Genomic DNA, 12,800 nt, shown 5'->3' on the forward strand with positions numbered 1-12,800 from the left:
ACGACACCCAAACGAACCTTTGGTGATTGACTGAGTACTCTGCGTTGTCGAATCTCACTCGGGGGGCGTGGACCGTGGACAGGGGACCGGTACGGGGCATGGCGGCGGCGGGCGCACTGGCGGTCGCACTGACGGTGACGGGTGTGGGCGACGCACCCGAGAGCGCGACCGGACCCGAGAGCGCGACCGGGCCCGACGAGCGGCCGGTGCACCGGTCCGCCCCACCCACCGCCTCGTTCCTGGGCATGCCGGCCGAACTCGCGTGCACGGTCTCGGACATCCTGGAGCCCAGCTGCGGTGTCTGGTGGGGCGCCAGCCCCTACCGGGACGACGTCGAGCCGCTGGAGTCCGCCGTCGGCCGCGACATGGACATCGTCTACACCTGGCGCGGCATCGACCAGGCCCACGTGCCGGGCGAACGCGAGCGCCGCATGGTCGCCGAGGGCCGCTTCGTGCACACCAACATCGAGGCACGGCGCTTCGAACGCCAGGGCCACCCCGCCATCGACTACGCCGACATCATCGCCGGGCGGTTCGACGACAGCCTGCGCGCCCAGGCCCGGGGCATCGCCGAGCTGGGCGTTCCCTACTTCGTCACCTTCGACCACGAGGCCGACGGCAACCAGCGCTACAACAACCGCGGCACGCCCGAGGAGTTCGTCCGCAGCTGGCGGCACATCGTGGACCTGTACCGCCGGGAGGGCGCGGACAACGCCATCTGGGTGTGGAACGTGACGGGCTGGGAGGGCAACCTCGACCGCCTCCCGGGGCTGTGGCCCGGCAACGACTACGTCGACTGGATCAGCTGGGAGGCGTACAACATGACCCACTGCGACACCATGCCGCACTGGGACGGGGTGGACTCCTTCGAGGAGGCGCTCGCCCCCGCCTACGAGTGGATCCAGCGGGAGGGGCCGCGGCACGGCATCGACCCCGACAAGCCGGTCATGATCGGCGAGATGGGCACCACCGACATCGGCCCCCGGGAGACGCTGCGCTGGTACGCCGACATCCCCCGGGTCCTGCGCGAGTACGAGCGGGTCCGGGCGGTCAAGGTCTGGGACAACAAGGTCTCTTCGGGGTGCGACTTCCGGATCGGCGCCAACCGCTTCGCGCGCCAGGGCTTCGAGATGGCCGGGCGGGACCCCTACGTGAACCTGCCCGACCGCGTCCGGCGCCTGGCCGAGTACGCCCACGGCCGGGACCAGGGCGTCGGCGACCACGACTAGGTCCTGTTCTCCGCGGAAGTGCGGGCTTTGTCGTTATCCCGGTGCCCGAGCGACGTCTCCTGTCCGAACGGCGCCGATCCGGACGCCGACGACGAAGAGGGACGACGATGCAGAGCTTGAGGAACCTCCGTGGCCGACCCGCGGTGCGGCCCGCCGCCGTGGGGCTGGCGATCACCGCGGCGCTCGCGGTCTCCGCGTGCGGGGGCCAGGACCCCGCGGACTCCGCGGCCGGAACCGACCAGGTGGCGGCCGCCGAACCGGAGGGAGCCGGTGCTCCGGTGACCTCGGGCGCGGGCGGGAGCCCCGCCGCCTCCGAGGAGGAGAGCCCCGCGCAGGACGGAGAGGGCACCGAGGACACGGCGGGGGACGGGGCGCCGGACACCGCGGACGGCGAGGCGCTCCCGAGCTGCGGAGGCCTGTGGGAGGGCTAGGACCGGTTCCGGTGACGACGGCGCCCGCCCCATCGCACGGGGGCGGGCGCCGTCGTTCGTGGCCGTGGCCGTGGCCGGCCGGTCAGAGTGTGTAGGCCAGCGTTCCGAAGCCGAGGGCGTCGAACCCGCCGCCGCCGAACCCGTAGTCGCCGCCCCCGCCTTCGGCGCGCGCCTCCGCGATGGCCGCGACGTTCGGCACCTCCAGGCACCGGCGGACCGCGTAGTGGTTGTAGACCATCTCCCACACGGGCCGGACCTGGCCGCGTGCCTGCTCGGAGATCGCCTCCTGGACGCGGTAGTCGCAGTTCTGCCCGGTCTCCCACTCGTAGGGGGTGTAGGGCACGTCCTCGCCCAGGTTGTACCTGGCCACGTACTCGCAGCCCTTCATGAAGCGGTTGTCGTCGTAGCCGTAGAGGTCCACGCCCTGGCTCCACGCCGTCTCGCAGACCGTGGCCATCAGCCCGATGCCCAGGATCGAGTGCGCCTGGTCGCGCCCGCTCTCCTGCCACTGCCCCAGCCCGCCGTCGTGCAAGTGCGGGACGGCGTTGCCGATCGCCCCGTTGCCCCCGCCCTCCTTGAAGTAGTCGACGGCCTGGTCGAACATGGCCCGTTCGTCGCACAGGATGCCCGTGGACATGATCGCGGCCATGGTGCACAGGTCCCAGTTGGCCCAGTAGTTGCTGACGCAGGCGTCGTTGTGCTCGCGCAGGAACCGGTCGTTGAGCGGGTAGAAGACGGTGAGCAGCATCTCCTGGCAGCGGCCCAGGTCGAAGCCGTCGTAGTCGCGGACGATCTCCGCCGCGTTGGCGAGCTGGTAGCCGTAGAGGCCCGCGGCCAGGTAGCGGTCCGCGTTGCCGGTCACCTCGGTCAGCTCCGCCGACCAGGCGTTGATGATGTCGCGCGCGGCCTCGGCGTGCGCCTCGTCGCCGCCGACCCTCCAGCGCAGCGCGTTCTGGTAGGCGGCGTGGACGTCCGTGTAGAACTGGCCGACGTTCGTGCCCTCGCCGCCCCGGACGACCGTGGCCAGCGGGCGCGGCGTCCAGGTGGACTGCGAGCGCCCGTTGTCTGTCAGCCGTTCCCAGCCCGACGCCCAGGGTTCGGCGCCGTCGGCCACGACCGCGGCCATCCGGGTGAAGTCCTCCTCGGTGTGCAGCAGCCCGGGGTGGACGAAGTCCGTCGGGGCGTCGGAGTCCGTCGAGCTCTGGGTCTCGGCCGCCGGCGCCGGGGCGCACCCGGCGGCGGCGAGGCCGCCGACCGCGGCGGTGGCCGTGGTCGCGGTGAGCAGGGTGCGCCTGCTCGTCGGGGTGTCCAGGGGTGCGGTCATGGGTCCGCCCTCTCACATGGGGGTGACGTGGGGTGGGCGCACCGGTCGCGTCGCCGGGGTGGGGGTCCACGGCGACGGAGCGGGGAACCGCCGGTGCGTGCCCTGGCGGACACGCTACTCATCCGGTCGGAGGGCGTGGAGTCGCTGTTCAGGGCCCTGTCGAGGGTGGGGGGAGGGTCGCCGCAGGTCGACGTGGCGCGGCCGTCGGATAACGCAAATCCGGTGTGGGAAGTGCCGCGGCGGCCCTCCGCGTGCTCCGGAGACACGTCCGGGCCGCGGGGCCGAGCGGCCCCGCGGCCCGCTCACCCCGGAGTCTACGGACGTCGCGGGTGGTGCCGTCGTTCGGGAGCGGCGCACTGTCGACGGACGCCCGCCACGCCCCTTCCTAGACGCCCTTGCCGCGCAGGTGCAGGAGGCGCAGGATCCACGCGGGCGGCACCCCGCACACGACCAGCAGGGCCAGCGCCGCGCGCCCCTCCGCGGGCCGGCGCCACAGCGTCCGGCCGATCCACCGCAGCGCCGCGCCCCTGCGGCCCGCCGAGGCCTCCGCGAAGGCGATCTGCCCGCTCACGCGCGCGTAGCCGCGCGGGACGAGCCGGAACTCGGGGTAGCGCTCCAGCAACCAGCGCAGCGCGGTCGCGATGGTCTGCCAGCGCCCGGAGAAGTAGGAGCGGCGGTGCCACAGGACCCGCACGCCCGGTTCGGGGATGTTGCGGATGGGCGCCCGCCTGGCCAGGCGCAGCAGCAGCTCGTAGTCCTCGGCGTAGCTGCCGGGGATCTCCTCGCTGACGGTCCCGCAGCCGTCGATCATCGCCCGGCGGCGGATGAGGAACGTGGACGGGTGCAGCTCGGTCAGACGCGACCGCAGCAGGTCCGCGAACGTGACGCTGGTGCGGTCCAGCACCCGCTCCGCCTGGACGCGGTCGTAGACCACCCGGATGCCGCAGCACACCATCTCGGTGTCGGGCTCGGCCAGCATGACCTCGACCTGGGCGGTGAGCTTGCCGGGCAGCCAGGTGTCGTCGTCGTCGCAGAAGGCCACCAGGTCGGTGTCGGCGGCCAGTACGCCCGTGTTGCGGGCGCCCGCCAGCCCCGGCGTCATCGAGTTCGTGACCACCCGCACCGGCCGCTCGCCCCCGTCGCGGGCCAGCGCGGGGTCGGGCTGGTCGTTGTCGAACACCACGATCGTGGTGATGCGGCCCGGGTAGTCCTGGTCGTGCACGGCCTCCAAAGTGCGGCGCAGCAGTTCGGGGCGGTCACGGGTGGGCACGACCACGGTCACGTCCGGCCACGTCCGGGCGCCGGCGGGACCCTCCGCCGCGGTGTCCGCGCTTCCTGCGGCGCCCGGCCCGGCGGTGTCCGTGTCCTCGGCGGCGCCCGGCCCGGGGGAGGACGCGGCGCCGGCGGGAGCGGTCAGCAGGTCGATGAGGGCGCCCGCGCGCAGGGCGGCCCGCTCGGGGCCGTCCTCGCGGTCCTCGTTCACGCGGAACTCCTCCGGGGAGGCCAGCGCCCGGTCGATGAACCCGGCGAGCTGCTGCGGGGTGGTGCACGAGCGCACCCGCTCGGTGTCCTCCAGGCGCTGCACGAACAGGAGCTGGTGGTCGTCCACGTGCTCGTCCAGCTCGGGGTCCCGGGGGACCACGATCGGCAGGTGGCCGGTCCCGCGCGCCTGGAGGATGGTCCCCGGCCCGCCGTGGGTGACCACGACGCGCGCACGGCGCATCAGCTCGCCCAGGTCCTCGCCGGGCAGGAACGGTGTCCCGTCGGCCTTCCTCGGTGCCGTGCTGTGCCCGTGCTGGACGAGTACGCGCAGGTCGCGGTGGCGGCGGGCGTAGTCGTCCATCCACCGCACCAGGCGGTCGAACGAGTGGTGGTCCGTCCCCAGGCTCACCACCACGTCGGGGTGGTCGCTGTCGTCGGGCGTCTGAACCTCGGTCGTGGTCTGTTCGGTCACAGGAGCGGTCCTACCGTGATGGCGCTGGGCATGAACGAGCGCTGCTCCTCCCACTGGGCGAGGGACAGCCGGGTGAAGGGGCGGCACAGACGGGCGGTGAGGGTGGGGGTGTCGATGCGGTCGTAGACCTCGATGTAGACCGTCGGGATCCGCAGCACCCAGGCCAGCACGAAGAACGGCAGGGCCACCCCGGCGCCGGTGGTGACCACCGCGCACGGCCGGAGCCGGTGCAGGACCCGCAGCGCCAGCCAGGTGTTGCGGAGCAGGTTGCCGATGTGGCGGGTGGTGGGGTGGTGGGCCCAGCGCACCTCCTCGCCGTCCAGCGCGGACTCGGCGTCCGGAGTGCGGAAGGTCACCCACACACGCTTCCTGTCCCGCCACCAGGGACGGAGCGAGCACAGCTGGGCGAGATGGCCCCCGCTGGACGCCACCAGGAGAACCGGTCGATCGAACATATCGTCATCATCCCATAACCAAGAGTAGTCAGCGACGAGGTCGGAGAACCCGGAACCACCCCTCACCGGCCCGGACACAGCTCCAGCGGACCGCGCAGGTACCACACCGTCGCCAGGTGCCCCAGGGCTCCCAGACACGCCGCCGTGGCCAGTGTCGGCAGACCGGTGCCCATGACCCACGTCAGCAGTGCCGGCAGGGCGGCGAACCACACCAGCGCGGAGGCGGCCGCCGTCATCACCGGGCGACTGAACGGATGCAGCACCACCAGGGTCCGCAGCTGCCACAGCGGCAGCACCCGGCGCAGGATCACCGCTCCGACCAGGGCGGTCGCGGCCCCCGTCGCGCCCAGTGCGGGCACCAGGACCAGGCACGCCAGGACGTTGGCCACCAGGGCCAGCACGTTGTTCAGCAGGTTGAGGCCGGTGCGGCCCGTCATCGCGAGGATGAGGTCGCCCATCCCCAGCACCGAGGCCGCCAGCTGGCCGGCGCACACCACCACCAGGGCCGCCGCGCCCAGCCGGTACTCCGGCCCGAACAGCCGCATCACCTCGGGCGCGAACACCAGGGCGCCCAGGTACAGCGGCCAGGTCAGGCAGACCAGCCACCCCGTCGCCACCTGGTACAGCCCGCGCACACCGGCGTGGTCGCCGGTGGCGATCTGCTCGGCGAACCGGGGCTGCGCCGCGTCCAGCACCGCCTGCGTACCGAACTGGCCCACCGCCATCACCCGCGTCGCCGCGGTGAACACGGCGGCGCCCGCCAGACCGTTGAGCATCGCCACCAGGATCACGCCGCCGCGCTGGATCCCCATCTGCGCCACCCCGGCCACCGCCCTGGGCAGCGCGAAGGTCCAGAACGCGCGCGGGGTCACGTCGAGTGAGCCGTCCAGCACGCGGCCCGGTACGGCGCTCGCCCCGGTCGCCTCGGCCGTTCCGGCCACCCCCTGCGCTCCGGTCGTCGCGTCCGGCGCCGCTCGGCGCAGGACGCGACCCAGCCAGAACCACGCCACCACCGCCGCGGGCAGGTACGGCCCCGCCCATGACAGGGCCAGCAGCCCGCCCGCACCGCTCAGGGCCACCGCCCCCACCAGCACCACCTGCGCCAGCGGCCGGCCCACCTTCTCCACGACCGCCGTCCCCGACATGTCGTGGTGGGCGCGCGTCGCCGCCAGCGCCGTGTCCGTCAGCACCGCGAACGGCAGGAACAGGGCCAGCAGCCGCAGGTACGTGGCGGCCTCGTCGGTGCCCAACGCCTGTGCCATCGGCTCGGCGAACACCAGCAGTACCAGCCCCAACAGGCACGCGGCGGCCACCGTGGGACCCATGGCCAGGCGCAGCAGCCGCGCCACCCCGTCGGCGCGCCCGAACACCCGCATGCGCGCGATGAAGTACACGAGCCCGTCCGGCGCGCCCACGTTCGCGACCGCCGCCGCGACCATGAACACCGACGTCGCCGCGAACAGCAGCCCGGCCGTCTCCTGGGAGAGGGCGCGCGTGATCATCACGATGAGGGCGAGGTTGAGGACCGCGCCCACGGCCGTGCCCACGAGGTTGACGACACCGCCGCGCAGGACGCGCCGCAGGGCGTGCGACCCGCCGTCCGCCGCGGTGGTCACCGTCGCCATGACGGCGTCCGACCCCACCACTCGGCCAGGCGGGCGTCGCTGTCGGCGAACCGGGCGGCGAGTTCGTCGCGCAGGGACTCGGGCATCCGGTCCCGCACGCGCGCGTTGTGCCGCCCCGGGCTCCGCTCCGGCCCGGGCCGCAGGCCCACGAAGCGCTCGATCTCCGCCAGGGCGCGCGGGGTGCCGTCGAACAGGTCGGCGTGGTCCACCACGTGCACGCGGTCCCGGCCCAGGTGCCGTTCCATCCGGACGAGCTGGTCGACGTACCGGCCGCGCGCCGTGTACGCGTGGTGCTGGTGGGAGTGGGAGCGGTAGGCGGGGTCCGCCGCCAGCCGCTCCTCCTCTCCCGCCAGCCGCTGGGGCTCCAGCTCCAGCGCCTTCTCGAACGGCTGGTCCTCGAACCCGCGGGCACTCTCATGGGCGTGCGCGGAGTAGGCGCGCTCCACCGGGTCGCGCAGGATCACCACGACCCGCACCCAGGGCAGGTCGCGGGCGATCCGCTCGGCGGCCAGGGGGTGGAACAGGTAGTAGGGGCTGGACTCGAACACCCGCACCCGTGGCCGCCCGCCGCGGGCGCGCAGCCGTGTCCGCGTCGGGAAGTGGGCACGGTAGCGGTCGAGGTCGTCCCGGTAGCCCGTGTCGAAGAAGTGCACCCCCTTGCGCAGGGTGGGTCCGGTGGCGGCGGGGTGCTGGGCCAGCGCCTTGAACAGCGAGGTCGTGCCCGCGCGCTGAGCGCCGCAGATGAGGAAGTCGGGCAGCGCGCGGGCCCGGGCGGTCGCCGACCCCCACCCGTCGGACAGGGGCAGCAGGGCACGGCGTCCCCGCTCGGCGAGGCGCCGGAGGGGGACAGGGGAGGGGTCCCTGGGCATCTCTGGGTCCTTTCTGTGTTGTCATTGGGCCGTCGCTTCGCTTCGGCCCGTGGGTTCGGGGCGCTTCCTGCCGGGGCCTTCGTCGTCGACTTGCCTTGCTCGTTCCTCGCTGCGGCCCCGGCTCCTCCTGCAGAACACTGGCGCGCCCCTCGCGAACCCCGTCGTGGGTCCCGTCACCGAGTCCCCCAGGGGGCGCGTCCCGGTGTGCGGAGCACCGGCGTGCCATGGGCGCTGTCGCGGCGTGGGGGTCACACCGCGCCCAGGGGCGGGTCGTCGGCGTGGGAGGCCTCGTGCACGGCTCTCTCCTGGAGGCCGTCGAGGGCGGGCAGCAGCCAGTCGTCGACGGAGGCCAGGTGGCCGCCGCTCTCGGACTGACGGTCGTGCAGGTACCGGGTGGCCAGGTCGATCAGGTAGAGCGCCATCACGGTGGAGACCGTGTGCGCGCGCAGCCCGGTGCCGCTGATGAGGGGGTCGCGCAGCAGCCGCGACCCGCTGTCCAGCCACCGGTGCACCCCGGGGTGCACACCCGCCTGCACGCACTCGTTGAGGTCGTAGTGCAAGGCGTCGAATCCCACGGGCGCGTCCATGGCCAGCCGCTCCCAGTCCCACACGAAGGCTCGCCGGGACGTGCTGGCGATGTTCCACCGGGTGAGGTCGCCGTGCCAGGCCCCGAACGGGATGCGCACGTCGGGCAGGCGGCGCAGGGCCGCCCGCAGCGGGGCCGCCTCCGGCCGCGCGCCGAGGGTCACGATCCGCTCCTCCAGGGCGCGCCGGTACGGGCTGGCGGACAGGAACCGCTCGCGGACGCGGGCGAGGTTGACGATCTGGATCACGCAGCGGAGCAGCTGGCGGCGGGTGGGGCGGTCGGTCTGGTCGCCCACCGGCAGCGCCTCCTGGACGAGCAGCGGCTGGCCGTTCCACTCGCCCTCGTACAGCAGGCGCGGCACGGTCACGTCCTTGAGCCGCGCGTCGGCCAGGAGGCGCAGGGCCCGGGTCTCGGCGCGCACCAGGCGCGCGGTGAGCTCGTTGATGGCCACCTTGGCGTAGCCGATCGTGCGGCCGGCGGGGCTCAGGAGCAGCAGGACCGGCTTGCGGTTGGCCCGCGGCGGTCCGACGTGGATGGCGATCGCCAGGTCGCGGTCGAGCGCGGCGGTGAGCGCGTGCTCGATCCCGGGACCGGCGCCCACGTACAGCCGGTCGCGCAGGATGAGCGGCGCCAGACCGGTGGCGAAGGCCCCGGTGAGCAGGAGTGTGCGGAGCCGCTCGGCGAACGAGTGGCCCTGGGCGAACGAGGCGATCCCGCGCGCCGCCGCCCACCGGTTGTGCGCGGGCAGGATCACGCGCGGGCTCTGCGCGTTGGGCACCGGCAGGTACTGGCTGCCCCGGTCGCGGCGCACCAGCCTGCGCACGCTCCCGTCGTCGGGGCCGAGCAGGCCGCCGCACGGCCACAGCACGGCGGCCACGTCCGTGAGGTAGGTCGTCTCACTGTTCACCATCGACCTCCGTGGCGGTGCGCGGCGGCTCCGGTCGGCACCGTCGCCCCGCCCCGCCAGAGCAGGGCGACGGCGATGAGGGTGACGGCCAGCGGAGACATCAGCGCGACGTAGAAGAGCATGTACCAGAACAGCAGCAGGACGGTGAGCAGCGCGGCCTGTCCGACCGGGGTGGTCACCGAGCGGTGGCGCCAGGCGGTGAAGGCGAAGAAGGCGAGGAAGAAGGCGGTGCCGATCCAGCCGTTCGCGATGAGGGTCATCCACAGCTGGCCGGCGTTGCCGATGACGTGGTGGCCGCACGTGGGGCACTCGGCACTGGGCCCGATCGCGATGGACTGCTCGCTGCCCAGCCCCTCGCGGGTGGTGCCCCACCCCAGGACAGGGGAGTGGTCGGCCGCCGCCACGGACTGGGCGTTGGTGGCGGCCCGTCCGTCGTCGCTGTGCGGGTTGTCGGCGCGGGTGCGCACGACGTCGGCCAACGGGGAGGCGGCCAGGACCAGCAGCGCCACCGCGGCCACGACCGCGCAGCCGCCCACCAGCGCCACCCGCCCCCGGCGCAGCGCCTGGACCGCCGCGAAGGCCAGGGTGAGCGCCAGGCCCGCCCAGAGCGCGCGGTTGAGCGAGTAGACGATCGGGACGATGGACAGGGCGGCGAGGGCGACCGCGCCCCAGCGCACCCACCCCGTGCCGTGGACCGACCACGCCACCAGCATCCACACCAGCAGCAGGGACAGCATGTAGCCCCACAGGTTGGTGTACTCCCAGGGTGCCTTGGGTCGGGCGGACTCGTACCCGAAGATGTCCATGACCTGCGCCGACGCCGGATGGATGAGGGCCTGCATGTAGGGGTCGCCGGCCAGCGACCCCGGGAGCAGGTACTCCGTCGGCGCGGTGAACTCGAACCGGGGCGCGAGCATCCCGAGGTAGCCGCCGGCGATGGTGGACAGGCACAGGAGCGAGAGCGCCCACAGCACGAGGCGGGTGGGCAGCTCGCGTTCGGACAGGTTGCCGACGTAGAGCAGCAGGACGGTCAGCACCAGGTAGTTGACCACCCGGAGCACCGCCCCGCCGTAGCCGCCGCTGCCGGGCACCGTGCCGGGCAGGTCCATCGGGACCAGGAGCAGGCCGAGCACTGTCCACAGCAGGAACAGCGCCCACAGCCAGAACCCCGGCGGCACCCGGAGCCCGACCGTCCGGTGCCGGCGCACGAGCTCGGCGGCCATCGGTACCGCGAACAGCCAGTACGCGAACTGGCCCAGCCCCAGCGCCCACCACAGCGGATACCCCGCCAGCAGCCACAGCAGCGGCCACCCGGTGACCCGGCCCGCGCCGAGGCAGGCGCCGAGTCCCGGACCGAGGCCGACGCCGGGGTCGACGCGGTTGGTCGTCCGGGCCGTCGTCGCGGTGCCGGGCGCGGGCGAACGTCGTCTCATCGGCGCCCGGCCTCGGCGTCGGCGGCCACGCGCTCGTCCCGACCGGTCGCTGCGGTCTTCCCGGTCCTGTCGGCCTTCTCGGCCTTCTCGGGCTTCCCGACCTTCCCGGCGCTCGCGGACCGCTCGGCGTTCTTCGGTGTCGCGGTCCTCCCGTCCGGGGCGCCCGACGCGGTGGCGGGTACCCGGTCGGCGCCGGCGGAGCGGTCGGAAGCCGTGGCGCGGGAGTCGGCACTGCGCCCGGTAGCGGGCACGGAGTCCTCGGCGCGCGGCTGGCGGGGAAGCACCAGCGTGCCGGGAACCGTCGTGCCGAAGCGGTCGGCGGTCCCGACGAGCCCGGTCAGGGCGGCACGGGGCGTCCGGCCCAGCTCGACCACCGGCAGCAGCAGGTCGGCGGTCCCGGCCAGGGCATGGGCGTCGGCGCGCTCACTGGCCGCGGGCAGGGCGACGACGACGTACTCGGCGGCCGAGCGCAGCAGGTGCAGCAGGTCCTCCATGGCCGTCCCCCGCACGGGGGCGTCCAGATCGGCGGAACCGTGGCGCAGGACCCGCAGGAGCGGGGCGGCGTCGGGCCGGACCGTGAGTTCGGCGGGGTCCTCGCCCTCCACCAGCGCCTCGGCCAGGCCGGGCCCGTCCGCCAGTCCCAGCAGCGCGTCGATCGGCGCGGTCCGCGGGTCGACGCACACCAGCAGCGTCTGCGCGCCGGTGCGGGCCAGGGCGGCGGCCAGGTTGACCGCGGCCACCGCGCCCGCCCGGCCGGGCGTGGTGGCCGCGGTGAACAGGATCCGTCCGGGCGCGGGCTCGTCGGACTCGGCCATGCCCGGCGCGGTCTCGCCGGAGGCGGTCTCCGCGGACACGGGCTCGGTGGCAGCGGACTCGACGCCGGCGACGGGGGCGAGCCGGGTGCGGATCAGGTGCGCGACCTCGTTCACGCGCTGGCCGTCGGCCTCGTGGTCGCCGAGCAGCCCCACGGCGCGCTCGGAGCCCCGCCCCCCGGACAGGTCGAGCAGTACCGGGACTCCGCTGAGCCGCGGGGTCTCCTCGGTGTCGCGCAGGCGCGGGTCCAGGCGGTCGCGGGCCACGGCGGCGAGCAGGCCCGCCAGGAGGCCGAGCGCGGCGCCGCCCAGCAGCCACAGCGCGGGGATCGGGGACGCGGGGCCCTCCGGCGTGGACGCCGGGGTGATGACCTGGCCGGGGACGATGGTCTCCTGGAGCGCGCCGAGCGGGCTGATGCCGTTGCCCAGCTCGGCGATCTCCGCGCGCAGCGCCTCGGCGCGGGCGTCCGCACCGGCCCTGGCGGTGCCGGTCGCCCCGGCGCTCTCCGCTGCCAGCTCCGCCAGCGCCTCGTAGCGCGTCTCCTGTTCCGCGCGCAGCGCGTCGAGCTGGGAGCCCACGAGTTCGCGCACCTGCGCCTCGCGCCGGTCCAGGTAGGCCAGCGCGTAGGCGTCGGCGCCCGCCCGCGCGCCCTCCGCGCTGTCGGCGGTGTAGTGGATCTCCAGCACGTTGCTGTTGGGCGGCACCGTCACCTCGACCCGCTCGCGCAGGTCCTGGGTGTCGGGCACGGCTGCGCCGGACTCCGCGAGCGTGTCGGCCGCCTGGGTGGCGACCTGGTCGGAGAGCACGACCTGTGCCTCCGTGTCGAGGTTGACGTCCCCGGCCACCCGTCCGGAGCGCTCCCCGGTGAGCTCGGCCACTCCGGTCGGGCGGACCTGGACGGCCGCCGTGGAGGTGTACGAGGGGGGCACCGTGAGCACCGCGGCCGTGGCGAGGACCAGTCCGCCGAGCACACCGGCGACCACCAGCCGCAGGCGGCGGCGCAGCAGGGCGGTGTACTCCCTCAGTTCCGGTCCGGACGAGCCGGGGGTCTCGGTGTCCATCGGATCCTCTCCGCAGGCGCGTGGGCAACACTTTTAGTGAACGATTGCATACTAAGTGTAGTCCCTTGGGAGGTGGCCGATGCTGGGGAAAACAGCCGTTTCCATGAAGAGGA

10 protein-coding genes are annotated in these 12,800 nt (G+C 74.1%); 2 read left to right on the forward strand and 8 right to left on the reverse strand.

The annotated features are described in order from the left end of the window. Positions 1-74 precede the first annotated feature (74 nt). Both HNR10_RS20600 and HNR10_RS20605 read left to right on the forward strand, forming a co-directional pair. Positions 75-1,229, forward strand: a complete 1,155-nt coding sequence (locus tag HNR10_RS20600; protein ID WP_312889360.1) for a glycoside hydrolase family 26 protein — start codon at positions 75-77, stop codon at positions 1,227-1,229. A gap of 116 nt (positions 1,230-1,345) precedes the next feature. Continuing rightward, positions 1,346-1,660 (forward strand): hypothetical protein, encoded by a 315-nt coding sequence (locus HNR10_RS20605; protein WP_179826041.1) that lies wholly within the window; start codon positions 1,346-1,348, stop codon positions 1,658-1,660. An 82-nt stretch (positions 1,661-1,742) separates the two neighbouring features. Here the strand turns inward: HNR10_RS20605 and HNR10_RS20610 are convergent, their stop codons facing one another. From HNR10_RS20610 to HNR10_RS20645, 8 genes are all read right to left on the reverse strand, one after another. Then, complete coding sequence (locus HNR10_RS20610; RefSeq protein WP_179826043.1) at positions 1,743-2,984, reverse strand: alginate lyase family protein; 1,242 nt, start codon at positions 2,982-2,984, stop codon at positions 1,743-1,745. Positions 2,985-3,369: 385 nt separating this feature from the next. Next, on the reverse strand, positions 3,370-4,938 hold the full coding sequence (locus HNR10_RS20615) for a glycosyltransferase (RefSeq protein WP_179826045.1): 1,569 nt from the start codon (positions 4,936-4,938) through the stop codon (positions 3,370-3,372). After that, positions 4,935-5,393, reverse strand: a complete 459-nt coding sequence (locus HNR10_RS20620; RefSeq protein WP_179826047.1) for a glycosyltransferase family 28 protein — start codon at positions 5,391-5,393, stop codon at positions 4,935-4,937. Before HNR10_RS20620 ends, HNR10_RS20615 begins: the two co-directional genes overlap by 4 nt. A 62-nt stretch (positions 5,394-5,455) precedes the next feature. After that, positions 5,456-7,018: a lipopolysaccharide biosynthesis protein gene (locus HNR10_RS20625; RefSeq protein ID WP_179826049.1), complete on the reverse strand. Its 1,563-nt coding sequence runs from the start codon at positions 7,016-7,018 to the stop codon at positions 5,456-5,458. Beyond that, a complete protein-coding gene (locus tag HNR10_RS20630) occupies positions 7,006-7,887 on the reverse strand; it encodes a sulfotransferase domain-containing protein (protein WP_179826051.1) in 882 nt (293 codons plus the stop codon). Before HNR10_RS20630 ends, HNR10_RS20625 begins: the two co-directional genes overlap by 13 nt. Positions 7,888-8,135: 248 nt before the next feature. Further along, positions 8,136-9,380, reverse strand: coding sequence for a phosphotransferase (locus HNR10_RS20635; protein WP_179829855.1), 1,245 nt, complete (start codon positions 9,378-9,380; stop codon positions 8,136-8,138). Continuing rightward, a complete protein-coding gene (locus HNR10_RS20640) occupies positions 9,377-10,813 on the reverse strand; it encodes a ligase (RefSeq protein ID WP_246406331.1) in 1,437 nt (478 codons plus the stop codon). Before HNR10_RS20640 ends, HNR10_RS20635 begins: the two co-directional genes overlap by 4 nt. After that, positions 10,810-12,687 (reverse strand): Wzz/FepE/Etk N-terminal domain-containing protein, encoded by a 1,878-nt coding sequence (locus HNR10_RS20645; RefSeq protein ID WP_179826053.1) that lies wholly within the window; start codon positions 12,685-12,687, stop codon positions 10,810-10,812. The genes HNR10_RS20640 and HNR10_RS20645 overlap by 4 nt, the downstream gene beginning before the upstream one ends. Positions 12,688-12,800 lie beyond the last annotated feature (113 nt).

It is taken from the genome of Nocardiopsis aegyptia, assembly GCF_013410755.1.
In the GTDB taxonomy this organism is placed as follows: domain Bacteria; phylum Actinomycetota; class Actinomycetes; order Streptosporangiales; family Streptosporangiaceae; genus Nocardiopsis; species Nocardiopsis aegyptia.

Excerpts from the sequence above, each read along its gene's own strand:
- HNR10_RS20610 (WP_179826043.1), bottom strand. The coding sequence starts at position 2,984 with ATGACCGCACCCCTGGACACCCCGACGAGCAGGCGCACCCTGCTCACC.
- HNR10_RS20620 (WP_179826047.1), bottom strand. The coding sequence starts at position 5,393 with ATGTTCGATCGACCGGTTCTCCTGGTGGCGTCCAGCGGGGGCCATCTC.
- HNR10_RS20625 (WP_179826049.1), bottom strand. The coding sequence starts at position 7,018 with ATGGCGACGGTGACCACCGCGGCGGACGGCGGGTCGCACGCCCTGCGG.
- HNR10_RS20630 (WP_179826051.1), bottom strand. The coding sequence starts at position 7,887 with ATGCCCAGGGACCCCTCCCCTGTCCCCCTCCGGCGCCTCGCCGAGCGG.
- HNR10_RS20640 (WP_246406331.1), bottom strand. The coding sequence starts at position 10,813 with ATGAGACGACGTTCGCCCGCGCCCGGCACCGCGACGACGGCCCGGACG.
- HNR10_RS20645 (WP_179826053.1), bottom strand. The coding sequence starts at position 12,687 with ATGGACACCGAGACCCCCGGCTCGTCCGGACCGGAACTGAGGGAGTAC.